This window comes from Leptospira kanakyensis, assembly GCF_004769235.1.
GTDB classification, from domain to species: Bacteria; Spirochaetota; Leptospiria; order Leptospirales; family Leptospiraceae; genus Leptospira_A; species Leptospira_A kanakyensis.
Window position 1 is genome coordinate 311,784 of sequence record NZ_RQFG01000010.1, and the last position, 20,328, is coordinate 332,111.

Consider the following 20,328-nt stretch of genomic DNA (forward strand, 5'->3'; position numbering starts at 1 on the left):
AGGATGCAAAAAAAGGCACATCATTGCATTTATTACAGCGATACCACTACAGAAGTGTATTTTCTGATTGCAGATACTGAAGGTCTATGGTGTTCTTCCTTTTACACTTTTTCGCCACAACGATGGAATGAATTAAATGGAAACGAACGAGTTTAGGCCGGAAAAGAATTCCCAAAACAAACCAGATTTTATTTCTAATTTCCAAAGTATCTTTCAATCCCTTCCTGAACTCTATATGCTCTTAGATTTAGATTTTCATATCATCGACATTAGCGATGCTTATGCGAAAGCCACACTGATTGAAAGAGAAAAAGTAATCGGTCATCACATTTTTGAAATATTTCCTGACAACCCAGATGACAAAAATGCGGATGGAGTCAAACAACTTAAACTTTCTTTACTACAAGTGCTGAACTACAAAGTGACGAGCACAATGACAATGCAAAAGTATGACATTTCCAAACCAGATGGAAGTGGATTCGAAGTAAGGTATTGGAGTCCTAGAAACTCACCCGTATTTGATAAAGAAGGAAACTTAATCTGTATTGTCCACCGCGTAGAGGATGTTACTGAATTTGTTTATCTAAAACAACAAAAATTAGAACAATCGGAAGTCACAGAAGAAATGACGGAACGGATTGCCAAAATGGAATCCGAAGTTCTGACCCGCGCTAAAGAAGTTATCGAAAAAAACGAAGCTTTATTAAATAGCGAACAAAACTTATCCATCACCTTAAGTTCCATTGGTGATGCCGTTCTTGCTACTGATGAAAAGGGAATCATCAATCGTTTGAATCCAGTAGCAGAAGGTTTAACGGGATGGAGTGAAAGTGAAGCCATTGGCCACAATGTCAGTGAAGTTTTGAAATTGGTTTCTGCAAAAACCGATTTACCAAAAGAAATTCCTATCTTTGAAGTTTTAACAACGGGAAAGGCAAAAGGAAATAGTTTAGATGGAATTTTAATCCATCGGAATGGCAGAAGGATCAATATTTCAGACAACTGTGCACCGATCCGAAACAAAGCCGGCAAAATCATTGGATCCATTTTGGTATTTCGTGATATATCAGAAGAGTTTGCTGCCAAAACATTTTTAGAAAAAGCAAAAGAAAACGCTGAACTAGCAAACAAAGCTAAGGATTCTTTCCTTGCTACAATGAGTCACGAAATTCGTACACCACTCAGTGGGTTGTTAGGGATGTTAGAGTTACTTTTTCAAACCCCACTCAGTGAAGACCAACAAAGTTTGGTTAAAAATGCTTTGGGATCAGGCAATAGTTTATTACGAATTCTCAGTGACATTCTCGATTTGTCAAAAATTGAAGAAGGTAAATTAGAATTATCACTACAACCAACATCCATCCAGCAACTCCTCTCTGAAGTTGTCACAACGTATTTACAAATTGCCAGTGCAAAAGGTTTAACTTTATCATTTAGCGTTGATGAAAATATTCTAGGCGCACATATTATGGATCCTTTGAGGCTTTCACAAATCATAAACAACTTTGTTAGTAACGGAATTAAATTTACTTCCAAAGGTAATATCAAAGTTTCCGCTAACCTTGTTAAAAATCTTGCCAATGAACAACAAATTCGATTTTCAGTGACTGATACAGGCATTGGTCTTAGTAAAAAAAACCAAGCAAAACTGTTCCAAACATATACTCAAGCCACTGCAGATACCGCGAGGTTGTATGGTGGCACTGGCCTTGGTCTTGCAATCTGCCAACGTTTGAGTGATTTAATGGATGGCAATATAACAATCGATAGTGCACCTGGCATTGGTTCTACATTTAGTATCACATTGTCTCTTCCAACAGCTGATCTTGATCTCAATCATCTAAGCCCTATCACAAAAGAAGAAGGAATCATCGAACCTATTGCCAATTCCCAATCCTATATCCCTAAAATTTTAGCAGTAGATGACAATTCAGTGAATTTAGAACTTTTAGCACGCCAACTGCAAATCTTAGGTCTTCAAGTAGATAGGGCAGACGATGGAGAAAAAGCACTTTCGTTATGGTTATCAAATAGATATGACCTCATCATTACCGATTGTCATATGCCAATCAAAGATGGGTATATGTTAACAAAAGAAATTAGAAACATTGAAACTTTTAGTTACCAAAAACGAATTCCTATTATAGGTTATACTGCCAATGCTTTAAGCGAAGAAAAGGAACACTGCCTTTCCGTTGGGATGGATGAATTATTAATCAAACCGGCTCGTTTAACAAACCTTAGAAAAACTCTTCTCAAATGGTTGCCAACAATCATTCCAGCTCCTAATAAGACCTAACTTCCAAAAACCATAAATTCTGTATCTCACCTACCATCACCGAACTTTGTTCGTATAACCCAAGTTTTGATTTATTGCATAGACCTTTAAAAAAGTTTATAATTTTCATTTTTTTTATCAATTCGTTAACTACAAAACGAATCAAAACCAACTCGATTGAATTTATCATAAATTTTATTACAACTATCACTTCACAGAAGTTACATTTTCTGATTGCTTAATTTAAAGTTTTATGCTGCTCTTCTTCTTTACGCTTTTTAATACTGCTATGGAATTAAAGACATGGATACAAAAGAGCTAAGGTTGGACGATACATCTAAAAACAAAATCAAAGCTCAGTTTGATTTCCAAAGTATCTTTCAATCCCTTCCCGAACTTTATATGCTCTTAGATTTAGATTTTCATATCATCGACATCAGCGATGCTTATGCGAAAGCCACACTGATTGAAAGAGAAAAAGTAATCGGACATAATATTTTCGAAATATTCCCCGACAATCCAACAGATAAAAATGCAGATGGAGTCAAACAACTTAAGTTTTCACTCATGCAAGTGCTGAACTACAAAGTTTCTAGCACAATGACGATGCAAAAGTATGACATCTCCAAACCAGATGGTAGTGGGTTCGAAGTAAGGTATTGGAGTCCTAGAAACTCACCTGTATTTGATAAAGAAGGAAACTTAATCTGTATTGTCCACCGCGCAGAAGATGTTACCGAATTTGTTTATCTAAAACAACAAAAATTAGAACAATCAGAAGTCACTGAGGATATGTCTGAACGGATTGCCAAAATGGAATCCGAAGTTCTGACCCGCGCCAAAGAAGTTATCGAAAAAAATGAAGCTTTATTGAATAGCGAACAAAACTTATCCATCACCTTAAGTTCCATTGGTGATGCTGTTCTTGCTACCGATGAAAAGGGCATCATCAATCGTTTGAATCCAGTAGCAGAAGGTTTAACAGGATGGAGTGAAAGCGAAGCCATTGGTCACAATGTCAGTGAAGTTTTAAAATTAGTTTCTGCAAAAACCGATTTACCAAAAGAAATTCCTATCTTTGAAGTTTTAACAACGGGAAAGGCAAAAGGAAATAGTTTAGATGGGATCTTAATCCACCGGAATGGCAGAAGGATCAATATTTCAGACAACTGTGCACCGATCAGAAACAAAGCCGGTAAAATCATTGGATCCATTTTGGTATTTCGTGATATATCAGAAGAGTTTGCTGCCAAAACATTTTTAGAAAAAGCAAAAGAAAATGCTGAGCTAGCAAACAAAGCTAAGGATTCATTTCTTGCTACAATGAGTCACGAAATTCGTACTCCACTCAGTGGACTCATCGGAATGTTAGAATTACTATCACAAACATCCCTTAACGGGGACCAAGAAAGTTTGGTCAAAAATGCTTTGGGATCAGGGAATAGTTTATTACGAATTCTAAGCGACATTCTCGACTGGTCAAAAATCGAAGAAGGTAAATTAGAATTATCACTACAACCAACACCCATTAGTCGGCTTCTCTCAGAAGTTGTCACAACATACACAAATATTGCAAGTTCCAAAGGATTGATTTTATCATTTAGCGTTGATGAAAATATTCTAGGCGCACATATTATGGATCCTTTGAGGCTTTCGCAAATCATAAACAACTTTGTTAGTAATGGAATTAAATTTACTTCCAAGGGTAATATCAAAGTTTCCGCAGAGTTAGTTAAAAATTTAACCCACGCACAACAAATTCGATTTTCAGTGACTGATACAGGGATTGGTCTCAGCAAAAAAGACCAATCAAGATTATTCCAAACATATACCCAAGCCACTGCGGATACCGCGAGGTTGTATGGTGGCACTGGTCTTGGTCTTGCAATCTGTCGACGTTTGGCAGACCTACTGGATGGAGTGATTACAATCGACAGTACACCTGGCATTGGTTCTACATTTAGTATCACATTGTCTCTCCCTGCGGTTGATCTTGATGTAAATCATATAGATCCAATCACAAAAGAAGAAGGATCTGTGGAACCCATTGCGCGTTTCGAGTCTTACACACCTAGAGTTCTAGCTGTTGATGACCATTCAGTGAATTTAGAACTTTTAATACGCCAATTGGAAATGTTTGGACTTCAGGTGGATGGTGCGGACGACGGAGACAAGGCCCTAATGTTATGGCTCACAAACAAGTATGACCTAATCATTACCGATTGCCATATGCCAATCAAAGATGGATATATGTTAACAAAGGAAATTAGAAACATTGAAACTTTTAGTTACCAAAAACGAATTCCTATTATAGGATATACTGCCAATGTCTTAAGCGAAGAAAACGAACACTGCCTTTCCGTTGGGATGGATGAAGTATTAATCAAACCGGCTCGTTTAACAAACCTTAGAAAAACCCTTCTCAAATGGTTACCAACAATCATTTATCCAACTCAGACTAACACATCGGATGTACTTGTTAGCACGGAATCACCTATCGACATAAGTGAACTCAAAAATATTGTATCTAACAAAAAAGATCAAATCTCCATTTTAAAAAAATTCAAAACTCATCATAAGAACGATTTAACAAAACTCGTCGACGAACTTTCGAAAATGAATGTAAACGAAGCAGCACGCCTTGCCCACCGCCTTAAAGGTTCAAGCCAAGTAGCTGGAGCAAGAGACCTAGTAAATGGATACAAAAAAATCGAATCATTTATTAAAGAAAACGAAATAGATAAAGCCCTAAAGGAAATTGAAATAATGAAAGAAGATGTTCGAAACATTGAATCTTTTATTGATATCTTATAAGATGATTTTGACTGAATTAAGGTGATATTATGGTTGCAGAGGAATTAAAATTTTTAGTGATTGAAGACGATGATTTTCAGAGGGAAATCATTGTTGATATATTAGGAAGATTAGGTGCGATGAAGGTTACCGAAGCCCGAACGGGAACAGAAGCACTCAACTATTTAAACGATGAAAAACCTAACTCTATTGACATCATTCTCTGTGACTTAAATATGCCGGAGATGGATGGAATGGAATTTCTTCGCCATATCGGAAATTCTCACTCTTCCATTGCAACGATCATCATGAGTGCTCTCGATGGTGCATTGATTGATTCCGTCCGAAAAATGGCCAGTGCTTATGGAACTTATTTACTCGGCGCGATCGAAAAACCAATCACACCAGCTAACTTAGAAACATTATTTTCTCTCTTCAAATCTCGAGACGTAAAACAAAGAAAAGAATTAAACCAAGGATCCCTTTTTACATTAGGAGAAATTCTAGAAGGTTTAACCAACGGAGATTTTGTACCTTTTTTCCAACCCAAAATTCAATTATCTTCAGGTAGGTTGATTGGAGCAGAAGCCTTAGCAAGGTGGGTTCATCCAGAACGTGGTGTGATAGCACCTTATGCGTTCATTGATTTGTTAGAAAAATCAGGAAACATTGACATACTAACATTTATTATGTTAGAAGAATCAGCGAAGGCATGTAAATTAATTCATGCGCAAGGCCACAAAATATCCATCTCAGTCAACCTTTCCCTTACATCACTTGCCGACACAAAACTTGCAGATAAAATCACTCGAGTGGTATCGGAATCAGGGTTGGATCCGAAATACATCATTCTCGAAATTACAGAAACAGCAGCCATGACGGAAATGGCACCGGCACTTGAAAACTTAGCACGCCTTCGTATGAAAGGATTTGGCCTTTCCATAGATGATTATGGAACAGGATATTCAAGTATGCAACAAATCGCTCGGATTGCGTTTACTGAATTAAAGATCGATCAATCCTTTGTTCGTGAAATGACAACAAGTAATGTTTCCAAAGTATTGATTAATTCAAGCATTGAGATGGCAACAAGGTTACAAATAAAATGTACAGCGGAAGGCATCGAAACAAAAAATGACCTCGAACAACTAAAAGGTATGAATTGTGACTTAGGGCAAGGTTACTACATAGCAAAACCGATGAGCTTTGAAAACTTTTTGAAGTTTTGTAACCAAAGTTTAAGTAACTAAAAAACAAATTCTAAATATGATCTTTTTTCTTTTGGAACAGTAAAATGTTTTAAGAGACCATTATTTTATGCGATTACAGAATTTTCTCAAATGATTCGATTTACATCCATATATATAGAATAAATATAAACACATTACTCTCTATATTATTTTTCCGGAATCAAAAATATGCCCACAAACACAGAATTAGAAACATTAGAAGCTGTACAAAATTATTATGGAAAAGTTCTTAAAACAAACAAAGACTTAAAAACCAGTGCCTGCTGCAGCGTAGAATCCTTACCAGCGACATATTCACCGTTATTATCAAAAATTCATCCAGTTGTGAAAGAAAAATTTTATGGATGTGGGTTTCCTTTCCCGCAAGCACTTGAAGGTAGAAAAGTTTTGGATTTAGGTTGTGGGTCAGGTAGGGATGTTTATTTATTATCCCAATTAGTTGGTGAATCAGGAACCGTCATTGGCATTGATATGACAGAGGAACAGTTAAATGTTGCAAACAATTACCTTGATTATCACAGAGAACAATTTGGTTTTAAAAAATCAAACGTAACCTTTCACAAAGGTTTTATCGAAAACTTAAAGGCAACTGGAATTGAAGATAACTCCATTGACTTAGTGGTTTCTAATTGTGTTACCAATCTTTCACCTAACAAAAAAATGGTTTTTTCCGAAATATTTAGAGTCTTAAAACCTGGTGGTGAATTGTATTTTTCTGATGTTTTTACTGACAAAAGGATTCCAGAGAATCTCAAAGAAGACCCAATTTTACTTGGAGAATGTTTAGGTGGTGCACTTTATACGGAAGACTTCAGAAGGTTACTTGCCGAAATTGGGATTTACGATTTTCGGGTTATATCCAAATCAAAAATAGATCTTTTAAACCCAGAAATTGAAGAAAAAGTAGGGAATATCAATTTTTATTCAATCACATTTAGAGTATTTAACATTCCGCTAGAAGACCGATGTGAAGACTATGGCCAAGTCGCTTACTACAAAGGAACTATCAATGGAGTTCCGCATCAGTTTAAATTAGACGACCACCATGTTCTTGAAACAGGCAAACCAATGTTAGTTTGTGGTAATACAGCAGATATGCTTTGCAAAACACATTATAAAGATCATTTTCAGATCATAGGAGACAAATCAAAACACTTTGGACTCTTTGATTGTGGCCCAACTTCATCAATATCTTCTGACAATGGAGCCGCTGGTGCTTGTTGTTGATTGGTATTTTGAATTAGAGCATTGATTAGGACTTAAAGCTACGGAGAGAAAACAAACCATTCAGCCATTAAATCAGAATAGGTCTCTATTTTAGAAATAATCCAAACAGAGACCTATCATCCAATTTTATTTTATTGAAATTGTAGTAGAATTTTCATCCAAAAGAATTAATTTTTCAGGCGAAATTACTTTAGGTAAAAAGTAAATAAGGGTTCGGGTAGCTGCTTCATTTGGTTTCAAGGTTAGTTTTGTTTCGACTTTACCAGTGGCAAAATTGTTTCCAGAAACATCTTCTTTTACATCATTCCAAACATCTACTTCGAAATGTCTAACGAAGGTAGGTGAGTTTAACTTTTTCACTTCTTTCCCTTTGTCATCCATAATTGTCACGTAAGTGGGTTCCAATGCAATTCGAGAAAACACAATTTCGTGATCAACCGATTTTAAATTCTTAAAAGAAACAGTGACATGGATCAATCGTAGTTCATCTGAATTTGGGTAGAAGTTTTTCCCACCGGATGCAAAACTGTTTGGTCCATCAGTAACCTTAAGAACTTCAATCTCTAGATTTTTTGATTTTGATTTAATATTTTGTTTCAATATAAGTGGTGTTGCACAATTGATGAGAACAAAAAAAGGCAAAAGAAATGCTGTCAATTTAAGGGTTTTCATAAAAACAAAAACCATCCAGAATCTGATCCAGTCAAATACTTTTCTTAATATTCGTTAGTTGCAAAATTTGATTTTTTATAAAAATTTTTAAAAAATTTGCAATATTTTGTGCATTACATTTTAAAAACGAATTTCATTTCATTAAGCGAAATCAGATAATGATTACCCAATCTAATACTAAGATTCAGAAATCATCGCAAAACAATTTTTATATACAAGCTTGGAAATTAGTTTTCGAACGTTTGCTTTATTTTAGCCATCTGCTTACGATTTTTACAATATGCCTTAAAATTTAATCTCACCTAGCAAGTAGATAATATTCATAAGTTTGAATTTTCCGATTTACTATTTTTTGAATACCATTTAACTTTGTATATGCTATGAGAACGATCCTACTAATTACTATTATTTCCTGTTTTTTCAACTGTAAAAAAAAGGACTCTTCGAATACGGAAGAATTACTTTTAGGGTTATACCTACTCCAACCCACGGATTTGATTTTGGAACTAGGATATCCCGGATCACAAAACCAAATTCAAAACGAAGCTCTCGCTGGCAAAATTTCCGGAGTCACTGTGAAAGTAGGAGGTGTGACCGCTACAGGTGTGTCGGCTGTTAATTCAGACACCATTCAATTTACGATGCCTACCATTCCTGGGATTACAGAAAACACCCCTGTTGATTTTGCCGTTGAAAAAGATGGCGCGGCAGTATTTTCTACGAAGGTGCGTTATAGACCACTACTCGGTTGGGCAATCAACGAACCACATGGAACATTTCGTTATATTGATGGAAGGGATAACAAAAGTTTTTTTCAGATCACAGCAACAACGGCAACCCATGTATTCAATACATTTGGGCATGGTGGTTCCGATCTAGATATCTACTATTTTACAAGTTTGAATGGGACTATGATTCCTTTTGCCGAAAAAAGAAGAAACGGAGCGGAATTCAATCGAGTGGCACTCAATGCAGGAACTGTTTATGTTATGATCAAACACATTAGTGGATTTGGTGGAACTTATAATTTACAGGTCGCTAACGCGGGTGTGGTTGCGTCCAGCTCGGCAACTCTTTACACTCCAGCTTCTCTTTGTTATGATACAATGGGAACAGGACCTGCAACAGGGAATAACTGTGCAGTTCTAATGGATGCAACAGTTCAAGCAGGATTTGCACGGACTGGTCGTTGCACTTATCCTGGAGACGATGGTCTCACGACACGCAACTATTATCAGAATGGATTTGGAACAGCTTATGCACAAAACACATGCCTAAATCCTGGTGGCGGCTCCTCAAATGAGGCGGAATCCATTTTTCTTTCCAATTAAAATAGAATTATAGATTAAAGAAAACAATGGTAATAACAACTGGCGGATAATTCATTCGAGTTGTTATTACCTTAAGAAGATATTTTTATTCTTTAATCAACGGATACTTTAACTTTTTCTGCGTACATAGAATCAATGAGTGACTGGTATTTTGCTGTGATGATATGCCTTTTCATTGAAAGTTTTGCGGATAATTCATCACCTACTTCAAAAACCTTTGGCAAAAGTCGCACCTCACCAATTTTTTCAAAACTCTTAAATCCGTTTTCTATACGTATAATGTTTTTTATTTCTTTTTCAATTTTCTCAAGAACTACTTTGTTTGTTGCAAGTTCTTCATAAGTGGATCCATATTCCGAAAAATTTCCAAGTCCAGGCAAAACCAAAGCACCCAAAAACTTTTGGTCCTGCCCAACAACCATAACATGATCAATGAGTGGAGATTGGATGATTTTGTTTTCAATAGGTACCGGCTCTATATTCTCTCCGTTCAGTAACACAATTGTTTCTTTGGTTCTACCAACAATTTTAAGAGTATGATTATAAGTCATAATGCCAAGATCACCAGTATTAAACCAACCGTCATCTGACAATACTTTGGCGGTAATATCTGGTCTTTTGTAATAACCTTTCATAATCTGTGGCCCACGCACATACACTTCTCCTTTTTGTCCTTTTTTCGGAGGATAAATGACGGCGCCAGTTTCTATATCCTTCAATTGAATTTCAGTTTTTGGAAACAAAGGCCCTACACTACCAATGACTAAATGTTTTGGTGTTCGAAAAGCAAGACCCGGAGAAGTTTCTGTGAGACCATACCCTTCATACACAGGAATTCCAACCGTATTAAAAAATTCATCAATATGAAAAGGCAAAGAACCACCACCGGAAACAGACCCCCTTAATTTTCCGCCTGTCACTTGTCTAATTTTCCTTAATACGATGAAATCCATAATCAAATAAGGAAAGAGGAACACTACGATCGAAACTAAAGAATAAAATGCAATGAACGCGGATTGAATCAAACTCCTTCCCTGTAAATCCAATCGATTCCCTTTCAAAAAATGAAGAGGCCTTTGGAAGTTGAGAGCGGTGACATAAGCAATCTTAAAAAGTAATTTCATTGTCAGAGATCCTGATTGAATTTTCATCTGCATCGCTTGGTATAAATTTTCCCAAAGTCTTGGTGCCGAAGCCATAAACGTAGGTTTCACGATCGATAAGTCTTCGCGGATATTTCTTACATTCGTATAATATTGAACAGCACCCATCGCGATGGTTCCCATTTGAAATACTCTTTCAAAACTATGCCATACAGGTAGAATGGAAAGAAATCGATCTTTTGGACCGATATGGATCGGGATATTTTTTAACTGCGAAATCATATTTGAATGAGTTAACATAACTCCCTTAGGTTCTCCCGTAGTTCCGGAAGTATAAATGATTGTAAATAAATCCTCTGGTTGTATTCTAGTTATTCGTTCTTCTACCCTTTTGTCACCTAACTCCCGCAAATTTTTTCCTTTGGTTATCAATTCACTCATTAAAATGACTTGAGGGTTTGTTTTGGATTTTGAATCTAACGAAATTTGATTATCTAACTTATTTTTTGAATGATTACTGAAAGAATCAAGATCCATAAGAATCACGTGAGTGATGTTTGGCAAAAATCGAAAATTTCTCTCCAGTTTTTGCAAAGTCGTTTCATTTTCGACAAACACCATTTTCGCATCAGAATGTGGAAGGATGTATTGAATGTCACCGTCTGTTACGTCTGTACCACGAGGAACATCAGCACAACCAGAAAGAATGATTCCATAATTGCTTATGATCCATTCTTTTCTATTTTCAGAAAGTACAGCAACATGATCACGTGCCTCCAAACCAAGTGCAATGAGCCCAGTGGCAAGTGCCACACCAGTTTCATAAAGCTCAAGGAAACTCATTGTAGAAAATTGTTTGTTTTTATTTCGAGTGCGAAACGCAGGTTTATCACCATATAACATAGCACTCTGATAAAACATCTCCGCTAAATTTTTCGCCAAAACTTTCGAACTCATATCTATTTCTCCGATGCAAATAGACTAACAGATCTATTGAAAACGTTCTTGAACGTAGCGGCTATTTAGAAAAGAAAATGGCTGTGAATGGTTCGTTCTTTTTTGTGAAACTGGAGGGTGTTACACCGAATGATCTTAAAAAAACACGAGTAAAATGAGATTGATCAGCAAATCCGCCCTGATAAGCCGCATCAAGTAAATGTGGATGGTTCGCTAAATAATCCACTGCCTTTTTGGTTTTTAACCAAAGTCGATACGCAGAAAAAGGAACGCCCACTTCCTGACTAAAAAGATGACGAAAACGGTCTACCGATAAACCTGCGTCAGCTGCCAAACGAACAAGAGAAAAATCCTCAAGCTCTATATTTTTGATACTTTGACCAATACGTGGATCAATTACCTGTTTTTTAGGTTTTACAAAATCCTGATGGATGATATCAAGAAGTTTTGTTCGAACTTCCATATTTGATAAACTTAAGATTTGTTTTATTTTTTGTTTCACAGTCTCCGTAAACAAATCTCCAACCTCAAATAACGATTGTTTTGCCCTTAAACTTCTATCATAAAAAAGTTGGTATCCTGTTGTCAGTGGATCCAAATAGATTAAAGTTAAATCTCCCTCCCCTGCTCGCATTTCATGACTGACTCCAGAGGGAATACAAACAGCATTGTATTTTTTCCACTCTCCATCTTTAGTTCTCAGTTCCACATACCCCGAATCCGGCAAACTGATTTGAATGTAAAAATGACTATGCCGATGGCTTGAAAATCCATCACCACGATAAGTAGCAAAATCATCCCAAATCAAAAATTGTTTCATGGTTTTAAATTCAGAAAAAATCCGTTAAGTTTTCTAGAACTTGCGATACAAAATAAGGCTACGAATTCCAAAATAAACAAAAAATAGAGAAACAAATCCCATCATTATTTCTGCTACGTAACCATTCGATCCAGAAATCCAAGTACAAAGTATACTGGCACCTGCAAAAAAAGAAATTAGTCCATTAAACCACTGTTTTTTGATAAAAAATTCCAATGACAAAACAAAGGTTGCGATGGCAATCGCTCCCCATTTCCACCAAGTAGCAACTTCTAATTGTGGAAACAAATCACTCACATCTTTTAGTGAGTCCAAACGAAACAAAATTTGATCAAGAATATAATTCTCATATAGATCAAAAGGAATGATGATGCTACTTGCAACAAGACCCACCAATACCAAAAGATTTATTTTTTTAGATTCAGAGTAGATCAAAGAGAAAATCAAACCGGCATAGAAAAAAGGAAATAGAATGTCTAATTTTTGACCAGCCCGCATCTCGGATCGTATTTTTTTAGGTTCTTCTTCATTTCCTGTTATGAACTTTATATCATCAGCGGACTTGGCAAATTCAAATGCAATGATAGGAGTTCTAAAACCTTTGTTAAGAGCCGCCTGACTCGGATATACAAAAATCCCAATGAGAGACAGAAACAATGTCAAAAATCCAAAGAAAACAATTATTTTTTTTGTGAACTTCGACCTCATTGCCATACACTCCTTTGAACTATTTCATTTATCAAAAACATAATTGATGTTAAACGGAACATAGTTAAAATTTTTTGGAGCGTTCCCAATCCCATCTATGTTTTCAATTTTCCATTCGTAAGGGTCGGGCTCATCCGGGGTGCGCTAACGCTCCCGTCCGCCAAATAGCGAAGCGGCGGACCAAGCCCTTCTGATCCCTTACGCGGATTTTTTCTTTGACTTCAATTACTGAAAAGCATCTTCCAATGATTTAAATGTTTCTCGGCTAACACCTACAGGCATAAAAAAACCAATTGTATCTACTGATTTTGAAGAACCTCCATAAATCTCAATTGCCACGGAAGTTACAGCCGATTCAGCAATTAAAATTTCTTGGAACTTAGGATAAACTTTCGTTGGTGCTATAAAATAAGATAAAAAATTCTTAAAAGGGAATGAAGCACTGAGTCCATTCATTTTAGGAATCGAAAAAGTTTTGAACTTGGCAGAAACTTGTTTCTTTTGTTCTGCAGAAAGTCCATCCAATCGACAACCTAAAACCGATCTTAATTTAGAAGGTTCTGTATCCGGACTGTCCAAATAAATTGCCAAACTATCACAATCAGTAATCCCGATTGATTCCCAATCTTTCTGAAAACTTTCCCAACTTTTGCCTATATTTTCGTAGGCTCCTTTATGGGTTGAATAATAAATTTCCGTTTGTCCAAAGGATTCACGGCTCACAGCCACTTGTTTAAAACCGCCCATAAATCCGTAGAACGCTAGTCCCAGTAGAATTAACGTTACAATGGTGATTCCAATGTATTTTAATTTTTTCATTTTGTTCTCCCTGATCCAGAAAAAACTTTAGATCATTCCAGGTATTAATTATAGTAAAGTAGTAATTTAGTGCATCAGGAAAAAACTCTCGCTTTTCCATTTCTTTCTGCAACACTTACCCCCGAGGTATACACATGAATTTTATTTTCTCTAATATCAAATGGATCATGCTCGGTTCCGGAATCATTACCTGTTCCATGATCCTTTCCGCCTTACATCCGACCCTTGGACTCACTTTAACATTTGGGGATACATTAAATGGTGATTTGGCTAATATCATCGTTCGTAACTGGGGTGCCCTCATCACAATTACTGGCGGGATGTTGGTATATGGTGCTTACCATGAACCAAATCGTAATTTAATTCTTGTGGTTTCTTCCATTAGCAAAAGTACATTCGTTTTACTCAATTTGATTTATGGACAAACATTCTTTGCAAAGTCTGGGATTGCTCTTGTGTTTGATTCCATCCTTGTGGTTATTTTTGTTTCTTATCTTTTCCTTCAGAAATCAAAGAAATAAAATGATTTGAATTCAAAAAAAAAAAAGAAAAGTTCTTTTGGCTTAATCGAATAGCCTACACCACGAGAGAAACCAACTCAAACCAGAAGAACTTTTTATTTCAAACTATGACTTTAGGTTCAACTAACTCTTTTCGTTTTACAAATCTCCGCATAACGCATACCGCTCTTACGGATTTTCCTACTCATATTCTTATAATCCACTTCGACAAGCCCAAACTTTGGTCCATACCCATCGTTCCATTCTAAATTATCCAAAAACGACCAATAGTAATAACGTTCGACAGACACACCTTCATCGATCAACCGACGAATCTCCGCTAAATGGTCGACAATATACTTTTCTCTTTTTTCATCTTTCTCGTCGGGAATCCCATTTTCTGTAATATAGATGGGAAGTTTATACTCATCCCAAATCCGATGACAAACTTTAGAGAGTCCTTCCGGATAAATCTCCCAACCCAAATCATTTTTGCGAGAATCTGGACAATTCGGATCGACCATGGGAACGGCAAATAGGTTTCCTGGATTGTAACTGGCTTTAAAAAGATGACGAGAGTAATAATTGATTCCAATGAAATCACAAAAGACACCCTTTCCTTCCGGATAACCAAAGCCAACGGGAAAGGATAATTTCCCTTCCACAAAACCTTTTGTTTGAATTTCATGAAATAGATAATCACTTAAAAAACAACCAAGACGTGCCAAAGGATGGGATGTTAGAGGTGCAAAAACAGCCAGATGGTGCGCAAAACCAACCTTAGTTTGTCCTGCAAAACCAGATTCTGTTCGAATTTTATGAATGAGTTTATAGGATTTGAGGTGAGAAAGAATGAGGCGGCGAGTTACTTTTAGATAGGCAGGGATATCACCATGGCTTCCCGGAGGGTATTTACCGTCCACATAACTATCATTAGCAAAAACATTAGGTTCGTTGATGGTGCACCATTCGGAAACAAGATCACCAAATTGTTTCACGGAAAATTCAACAAAGGAAAGGAACTCCTTCACCGCATCCTTTCCTAACCATCCCCCTTTTTTTTGAAACCATTCTGGACAAGAAAAATGATGGAGTGTAACTAAAGGCTGGATCCCCGCTTCCAGAAGAAGCCGAAACTCATCACGATAATGGGCCACTGCTTCCATGGACCATTCCCCTTCGGAGGGTTCGATCCGACTCCATTCAATACTCATCCGATAACATTCTTGATTGAGTTTTGATAAAAGTTTTACATCTTCCACATAACGAGCATAATGATCGGCACCAGTGAAACTGGATTCACCATTCCCAACCTTTCCAGCGAGAGACCAATGATACCAATTATTATTGATATCTCCTCCTTCAATTTGAGTGGCAGCCGTTGCTGAACCTAATAAAAAATCTTTGGGAAGTTCAAAACTTTTTGACATTCCTATCTCCTTTAAGTTTTTCAATTGGAATCTATAACCATTTTATATTATTTTTTTGCCATAGTTTCTTCTAGAAATTGATTCAGAGGGTAAATGGTTCGAAAACTCTGGATCGCATCATCCATAAAATGATTGGATGTTAAATCAGAATTTTTTATCTTTTTTCCCACAGCAAATCCTTTGTATTTCAAAAACTCAATTGCTGGATGGTCTTTGGCAAAACCTTTAGGAGCTGTTTTTAACTTTTCCGCATAAAAGGTGGTTCCAAAATTTTGAACAAATTTTTGATTCTCTATAATTTTTCGAAATGATTTTGTATTGACCAAAATCCTTTCTCTAATTTGTTGTAAGGCCTTGGGTTCCGGTTGGTAACAACCGCCACCGAGTAAAGATCCATCAGGTTCTATATGTAAATAATATCCAGTTCCATCAATCTTTCGATTTCCTCCTCGCATAAAAATCCCGAAATGAGTTTTATAGGGACTTTTATCTTTAGAAAAACGAACATCCTTATAGATTCTAAAAATACAAGATTTAGGATCGACTCCTTTAAGAGTTTTATCAAACTTTTCTATTTCACCTAATAAAGAACCAGTGAGCATGATCAACTCATTTTGAATTTCCTGAAACCTAACTTTGTTTTCTAAAAACCAGTTTCGATTGTTATTTATTTTTAATTCAGAAAGGAATTGTAAAATATTTTTGCCAATTTTCATTACTGATGAATTTCCTATTTGACCATCCTCTCGTCAATTTTGAAACAACTCGTTAGCGTGCGTTACGTTGGAAATCTAAATGATCTTCGTTTGGGAGGTAGTGAAAAACAAGAATGCGTATATATCCTTAGTTATATTTTCGCCGACAAAAGCCGAAGATTGCCCATATTTGTCATTTATTTCTTTACGAAAGTCTCAATCCTGTAAAAAGATGATCCGTAGATGGAATATACATACCAATTACCTAACATTGATGCAGTTGGAGATGCGTGGACATATTTTTGGTTACAACTTCCATACGGAATCCCTGGAATTATATCTCTAGTAGTTGGATTTTTTTTAAGCGCCTTTAGTTTTCGTAGGATTTTTCACACAAAAGGTGAAGATCGAATTTTATCTCTCAATGTTGCCATTTCCTTTTTCGGATACGGAATTCTTGGGCTCGTTCTCTCTCTCAGAGCTTGGATTTTGGATCGTGAACTTCTACTGGTTCTAAACAATTGGCTTTATCTATTCATCATCCTCATTTTACCTTCGAATTTTTACATTTGTTATGCGCTCTCTAGAAAAAAGATATTTTTGTATTATACCTATCTTTGTTGGGTAAGTGTCGCCTTTGGGTATGTGGGACTTTTGCAAGGATTGGGTTTTCATAATGAATGGTTTGATTACCAATTTGGTAAATACCCAAAAGCTACAAATTACATAAAACCTTTTGGAATCATCCCTCTCGTTGGTTACTTTGTTCTGGTATTGCCATTTTTTACCTTCCAATGGAAAATTTTATTAAAACGAATCCATAAATCACTTTTCATTGGTTATAATGTTTTGTTTCTCATGACAATTTCGAATGCACCAGTTTTGCTAGGATACAATGTGTACCCTGGATCCTTTTTTATCTTCATTCCACTCATCTTAATTGCTTACGGTATTTTTCGCTCCGATTTCCTAGATGTAAACGAACTGCTCTTTGATCGGAATGGACTATTTTATATTTTGTTTGGTGTGGTTTCTTTTTCTCTCATCGTGCTCAGTGGAACAGTTGCTTTAGGCCTTAGCCACAGCGCCTATTTAAATGACAATTGGTTTCCTCATGCCCTTCCTCCGACTATATCCTTTTTTGTTGCCATTTTTATGGCCATCATCGTGGCAGGAAGTAACCCACAAGCAAAGATCAACCAGTTATGTGCTTTTTCTTTGATCATCACTGCATTTTATAATTTACAATCCATTCCTACGAAACTGGAACTCAATTATCTAATTTTACTTCGTATATCCCAGGTTAGTTTTCTAATATTTTCTCTTGCTCCGAGTATCTTATCTCGATTTGTGATCAAGGCAATTGGCAGCGAAAGACCTAAATCACTACTTGTTGTCGATTTGTTATCCGTTCTATGTTCATTTTTATCCATCACTCCTTTTTTACATAATGGTTACTACCGTTATGATTATGGAATCATCCACAAAGGTTCTTTCGTTCCTTATCTACTAGGTGTTGCTGGTTTTTTTGCCTTTGTCATTGTGGGCAGAGAGATTCGCAAACGTTGGAAAAAATTACCGAACGAATCCATTGTTGCTTTAGGTTCTGTTTTACTTTCAGGAGTATTTTTATTAACCGCATTTTTTCCATCACATGGATTCAATATCCCTCCCATTTCTGATTATCTATTTATACCCACCACCTTACTCGGATTTGCTGTTTTAAAGTTGGGTGCATTTTCATTACCAGGAAGAACCATTCGATTCAGCCAAAAACTTGCCAATTTGGGTATTTTTTCCATTTTATTTGCCAGTTTACTCCAAATGCCAAAGTTTTTAGAAAAATTAGCATTCGGTGAAAGTCTATTCCATATAACTCTAGTTACGCTACCACTTGTTTTATTTAACTATTTACTTGTTTATGTTTTTGCACGTCCCTTAGCAGAAGAATTAGATAGAAGTTATATCCTTTTGGAAAAAGCCAAAAAGGAAGCGGAACTTGCCGGCGAAGAATCAGAAAAACTATTATTAAACATTCTTCCTAAATCAGTCGCAGAAGAAATCAAAGTCAATGGGTATTGTGAACCAAAATCCTTTGAAGAGGCAACCATCCTTTTTACTGATTTTCGTGGTTTCACAGAAGTTGCCCAAAACATGGAATCAAACGAACTCATCACAGAACTCGATGCATGTTTTACGCAATTTGATGAAATCATTTTTAGAAACCAATTGGAAAAACTCAAAACGATTGGTGACTCTTATATGTGTGCTGGTGGTTTACCAGACCCAAACTACACACACCCAATTGATGCTTGTTTGGCGGCACTTGAAATCAGATCCTTTATGGACCAAATGAAAGATATCAAATCCCAGTTAGACCTTCCTTATTGGGAACTTAGAATTGGAATTCATACCGGTTCCGTGATTGCTGGTGTTGTGGGACGATTTAAATTTGCCTATGACATTTGGGGGAGTAGTGTCAACACCGCATCCCGAATGGAAAGTTCCGGAATTGTTGGCGAAATCAATATCTCACAATCTACGTACGACAAAGTTCGGTTTTTATTCCATTGTGATCACAGAGGTAAGATCGTCGATAAAAATGGAGAGAAACATGATATGTATCTTTTGAAACAGATCAAATCTAAGTTTTCCAAAGATGGACTTGTTCCCAACGAACTGTTTTGGTCGATTTATCAAAAAGTCAAACAAGGCAGTAAAATTGTTTTAAAATCAAAATTAGAACCAGAAAGTATCACTTAAGTTTCTGGATCACTTCCAAACATAATTCAACCAAACAAAAACTATGCCTTTTCTAAAATCTAAAATGCCATTTTTCAACCGAATCCAATGGCAAACACTCCATACAATTTGGAAATCTCTCTGTGCCAAAGAAGTAATTCCTTTTTTATTTTATTTCCTTAAGGAACGATTCCGTTTGCATCGATCTACCTTTGGAAAGGAATGGAAAACGAAAAGACCTACCAATCCAAACCAAATAAATCCAATCGATTTGATCGCATTTTACATTGCTTACAAAGAAGTGACAAGCCATGAACGAGCCCTTCTTCTATTGTTAAAGATTTTGAAACAACAATCTGCAGGAGTCTTTTTGGAAATGGTAGAGGTATTTCGCAGGTATGGGATAAAGATTTTGTAGGTGGGGGATTTTTCCTGCTCACGCGGACATCCTAGCCAAGATTCGCAAACACCGCATTCCTTGCTCCGCTTCCATCAGAAAAGCATTCTGACTTGGGTTACTAATGGAATTTCTAAATCATTCCCCAGACATAAAAAAAGCCTCCGATCTTTCGACCAAAGGCTTCTCCCAACATTTGTATACGACATGTAAATAAGCAAACAATGCTATTGTCTAGATTTGCATGTTAAGCACATGCAAATTGTAATATGGTCAAGCTCTGGCGATTCGTATCACTTGGCTGATCCAGCGCTTCGCGACTGAACTTATACCTGTGACCTATCAACCAAGTCGTCTGCCTGGACTACAACAGGTGCGATCTTATCTTCAGGTGGGCTTCCCACTTATATGCTTTCAGCGGTTATCCCGACCGAACACAGGAGCCATGCCACTGGTGTGGCAACAGATGCACAGTGTCCCTTCGGGTCAGACGCTGGGCCGCCAAACTCGCATTCTCGCTCCCTATGGGTCGCTGCGAATGGTTCGACCAACCCAGTCCTCTGACTTGATTTTAAAGATAAGGGCGTTCCCGATGGGATTTCTATA

Annotated in this window: 15 protein-coding genes and 1 other annotated feature; of the genes, 8 read left to right on the top strand and 7 right to left on the bottom strand. The window is 36.6% G+C overall.

The window, feature by feature from the left end:
- Positions 1–136 precede the first annotated feature (136 nt).
- The 4 genes from EHQ16_RS09405 (at position 137) to EHQ16_RS09420 (ending at position 7,548) form a co-directional block, all read left to right on the top strand.
- Positions 137–2,299 (top strand): PAS domain-containing hybrid sensor histidine kinase/response regulator, encoded by a 2,163-nt coding sequence (locus tag EHQ16_RS09405; RefSeq protein ID WP_135631733.1) that lies wholly within the window; start codon positions 137–139, stop codon positions 2,297–2,299.
- 282 nt (positions 2,300–2,581) lie between these two features.
- Positions 2,582–5,092 carry an ATP-binding protein gene (locus tag EHQ16_RS09410; protein ID WP_135631734.1) on the top strand — a complete coding sequence of 837 codons (2,511 nt, stop codon included), beginning with the start codon at positions 2,582–2,584 and terminating at the stop codon, positions 5,090–5,092.
- Between the two features lie 29 nt (positions 5,093–5,121).
- Positions 5,122–6,321, top strand: coding sequence for an EAL domain-containing response regulator (locus EHQ16_RS09415; protein ID WP_135631735.1), 1,200 nt, complete (start codon positions 5,122–5,124; stop codon positions 6,319–6,321).
- Between the two features lie 168 nt (positions 6,322–6,489).
- Positions 6,490–7,548: a methyltransferase domain-containing protein gene (locus EHQ16_RS09420; RefSeq protein ID WP_135631736.1), complete on the top strand. Its 1,059-nt coding sequence runs from the start codon at positions 6,490–6,492 to the stop codon at positions 7,546–7,548.
- A gap of 126 nt (positions 7,549–7,674) precedes the next feature.
- Here EHQ16_RS09420 and EHQ16_RS09425 read toward each other — a convergent pair whose 3' ends face one another.
- Positions 7,675–8,220: a hypothetical protein gene (locus EHQ16_RS09425; protein ID WP_135631737.1), complete on the bottom strand. Its 546-nt coding sequence runs from the start codon at positions 8,218–8,220 to the stop codon at positions 7,675–7,677.
- A gap of 380 nt (positions 8,221–8,600) precedes the next feature.
- On the opposite strand from EHQ16_RS09425, the gene EHQ16_RS09430 reads away from it, so the two are divergent.
- Entirely contained in the window at positions 8,601–9,551 is a 951-nt protein-coding gene (locus EHQ16_RS09430) for a hypothetical protein (RefSeq protein WP_135631738.1), read from the top strand.
- A 92-nt stretch (positions 9,552–9,643) separates the two neighbouring features.
- Here EHQ16_RS09430 and EHQ16_RS09435 read toward each other — a convergent pair whose 3' ends face one another.
- The 4 genes from EHQ16_RS09435 to EHQ16_RS09450 form a co-directional block, all read right to left on the bottom strand.
- Positions 9,644–11,611, bottom strand: coding sequence for an AMP-dependent synthetase/ligase (locus EHQ16_RS09435; protein WP_135631739.1), 1,968 nt, complete (start codon positions 11,609–11,611; stop codon positions 9,644–9,646).
- A 61-nt stretch (positions 11,612–11,672) separates the two neighbouring features.
- The gene (locus tag EHQ16_RS09440; protein WP_135631740.1) at positions 11,673–12,431 is read right to left on the bottom strand and encodes an AraC family transcriptional regulator; all 759 of its coding nucleotides are present in this window, start codon (positions 12,429–12,431) and stop codon (positions 11,673–11,675) included.
- A 33-nt stretch (positions 12,432–12,464) separates the two neighbouring features.
- Positions 12,465–13,139: a hypothetical protein gene (locus tag EHQ16_RS09445; RefSeq protein WP_135631741.1), complete on the bottom strand. Its 675-nt coding sequence runs from the start codon at positions 13,137–13,139 to the stop codon at positions 12,465–12,467.
- 225 nt (positions 13,140–13,364) lie between these two features.
- On the bottom strand, positions 13,365–13,958 hold the full coding sequence (locus tag EHQ16_RS09450) for a hypothetical protein (RefSeq protein ID WP_135631742.1): 594 nt from the start codon (positions 13,956–13,958) through the stop codon (positions 13,365–13,367).
- Between the two features lie 134 nt (positions 13,959–14,092).
- Here EHQ16_RS09450 and EHQ16_RS09455 point away from each other — a divergent pair, with 134 nt between their 5' ends.
- A complete protein-coding gene (locus tag EHQ16_RS09455; protein WP_135631743.1) occupies positions 14,093–14,479 on the top strand; it encodes a hypothetical protein in 387 nt (128 codons plus the stop codon).
- A 119-nt stretch (positions 14,480–14,598) separates the two neighbouring features.
- On the opposite strand, the gene EHQ16_RS09460 is transcribed toward EHQ16_RS09455, so the two are convergent.
- Both EHQ16_RS09460 and EHQ16_RS09465 read right to left on the bottom strand, forming a co-directional pair.
- Positions 14,599–15,888, bottom strand: coding sequence for a glycoside hydrolase family 1 protein (locus EHQ16_RS09460; RefSeq protein ID WP_135631744.1), 1,290 nt, complete (start codon positions 15,886–15,888; stop codon positions 14,599–14,601).
- Positions 15,889–15,935: 47 nt separating this feature from the next.
- Positions 15,936–16,604, bottom strand: coding sequence for a DUF2461 domain-containing protein (locus EHQ16_RS09465; RefSeq protein ID WP_135631745.1), 669 nt, complete (start codon positions 16,602–16,604; stop codon positions 15,936–15,938).
- 222 nt (positions 16,605–16,826) lie between these two features.
- On the opposite strand from EHQ16_RS09465, the gene EHQ16_RS09470 reads away from it, so the two are divergent.
- Positions 16,827–19,346 carry an adenylate/guanylate cyclase domain-containing protein gene (locus EHQ16_RS09470; RefSeq protein ID WP_135631746.1) on the top strand — a complete coding sequence of 840 codons (2,520 nt, stop codon included), beginning with the start codon at positions 16,827–16,829 and terminating at the stop codon, positions 19,344–19,346.
- A gap of 64 nt (positions 19,347–19,410) precedes the next feature.
- Positions 19,411–19,743: a hypothetical protein gene (locus EHQ16_RS09475; protein ID WP_244242019.1), complete on the top strand. Its 333-nt coding sequence runs from the start codon at positions 19,411–19,413 to the stop codon at positions 19,741–19,743.
- A gap of 258 nt (positions 19,744–20,001) precedes the next feature.
- Positions 20,002–20,237, bottom strand: a sequence feature (23S ribosomal RNA rRNA prediction is too short).
- Positions 20,238–20,328 lie beyond the last annotated feature (91 nt).

Excerpts from the sequence above, each read along its gene's own strand:
- EHQ16_RS09420 (WP_135631736.1), top strand. The coding sequence starts at position 6,490 with ATGCCCACAAACACAGAATTAGAAACATTAGAAGCTGTACAAAATTAT.
- EHQ16_RS09410 (WP_135631734.1), top strand. The coding sequence starts at position 2,582 with ATGGATACAAAAGAGCTAAGGTTGGACGATACATCTAAAAACAAAATC.
- EHQ16_RS09465 (WP_135631745.1), bottom strand. The coding sequence starts at position 16,604 with ATGAAAATTGGCAAAAATATTTTACAATTCCTTTCTGAATTAAAAATA.
- EHQ16_RS09445 (WP_135631741.1), bottom strand. The coding sequence starts at position 13,139 with ATGAGGTCGAAGTTCACAAAAAAAATAATTGTTTTCTTTGGATTTTTG.
- EHQ16_RS09435 (WP_135631739.1), bottom strand. The coding sequence starts at position 11,611 with ATGAGTTCGAAAGTTTTGGCGAAAAATTTAGCGGAGATGTTTTATCAG.
- EHQ16_RS09475 (WP_244242019.1), top strand. The coding sequence starts at position 19,411 with ATGCCATTTTTCAACCGAATCCAATGGCAAACACTCCATACAATTTGG.
- EHQ16_RS09455 (WP_135631743.1), top strand. The coding sequence starts at position 14,093 with ATGAATTTTATTTTCTCTAATATCAAATGGATCATGCTCGGTTCCGGA.
- EHQ16_RS09425 (WP_135631737.1), bottom strand. The coding sequence starts at position 8,220 with ATGAAAACCCTTAAATTGACAGCATTTCTTTTGCCTTTTTTTGTTCTC.
- EHQ16_RS09470 (WP_135631746.1), top strand. The coding sequence starts at position 16,827 with ATGGAATATACATACCAATTACCTAACATTGATGCAGTTGGAGATGCG.
- EHQ16_RS09405 (WP_135631733.1), top strand. The coding sequence starts at position 137 with ATGGAAACGAACGAGTTTAGGCCGGAAAAGAATTCCCAAAACAAACCA.
- EHQ16_RS09450 (WP_135631742.1), bottom strand. The coding sequence starts at position 13,958 with ATGAAAAAATTAAAATACATTGGAATCACCATTGTAACGTTAATTCTA.
- EHQ16_RS09430 (WP_135631738.1), top strand. The coding sequence starts at position 8,601 with ATGAGAACGATCCTACTAATTACTATTATTTCCTGTTTTTTCAACTGT.
- EHQ16_RS09440 (WP_135631740.1), bottom strand. The coding sequence starts at position 12,431 with ATGAAACAATTTTTGATTTGGGATGATTTTGCTACTTATCGTGGTGAT.
- EHQ16_RS09415 (WP_135631735.1), top strand. The coding sequence starts at position 5,122 with ATGGTTGCAGAGGAATTAAAATTTTTAGTGATTGAAGACGATGATTTT.
- EHQ16_RS09460 (WP_135631744.1), bottom strand. The coding sequence starts at position 15,888 with ATGTCAAAAAGTTTTGAACTTCCCAAAGATTTTTTATTAGGTTCAGCA.